Source organism: Ferrovum myxofaciens, assembly GCF_000735045.1.
Lineage (GTDB): Bacteria > Pseudomonadota > Gammaproteobacteria > Burkholderiales > Ferrovaceae > Ferrovum > Ferrovum myxofaciens.
Map to the genome: position 1 here is coordinate 1 of NZ_JPOQ01000443.1, position 431 is coordinate 431.

Consider the following 431-nt stretch of genomic DNA (forward strand, 5'->3'; position numbering starts at 1 on the left):
GGGTGGTACTGACCCTCACCAGAAACTGATGTTCTTTGCCGAAGCCAGGGTCCGGGTCTTCATCTACGGTCAACCTGTAGATGCCCGCAAGTCCTATGACGGACTCTATGCCCTGGCACGCAACGAAATGAAGCAGGACCCCTTGAGCGGACACCTGTTCTGCTTCATCAATCGGCGAGCCAACCAGGTCAAGGTCTTGTATTGGGATCGCTCCGGTTTCTGTCTGTGGAGCAAAAAATTGGAAGTTGGAAGGTTTGTCTCTGACTGGGGTCAGATCCGCTCTTCCGAAACCGATTGGACCCATCTCAAACTCCTGCTGGAGGGGGTTGAACCCAAATCCTTTCGCAAGCGCTATTCCCGTCTGCCAGCCACCTGAAATCAGGGTGAAAATAATTCATAAATATGCCCGAAAAATCAACATAACCGATTGA

1 protein-coding gene is annotated in these 431 nt (G+C 51.3%); it reads left to right on the forward strand.

Features of this window, described 5'->3' with window-relative positions:
• The coding region (gene tnpB / locus IV91_RS0114465) for an IS66 family insertion sequence element accessory protein TnpB (protein WP_084190135.1) at positions 1-376 on the forward strand (376 nt) is incomplete at its 5' end.
• Positions 377-431 lie beyond the last annotated feature (55 nt).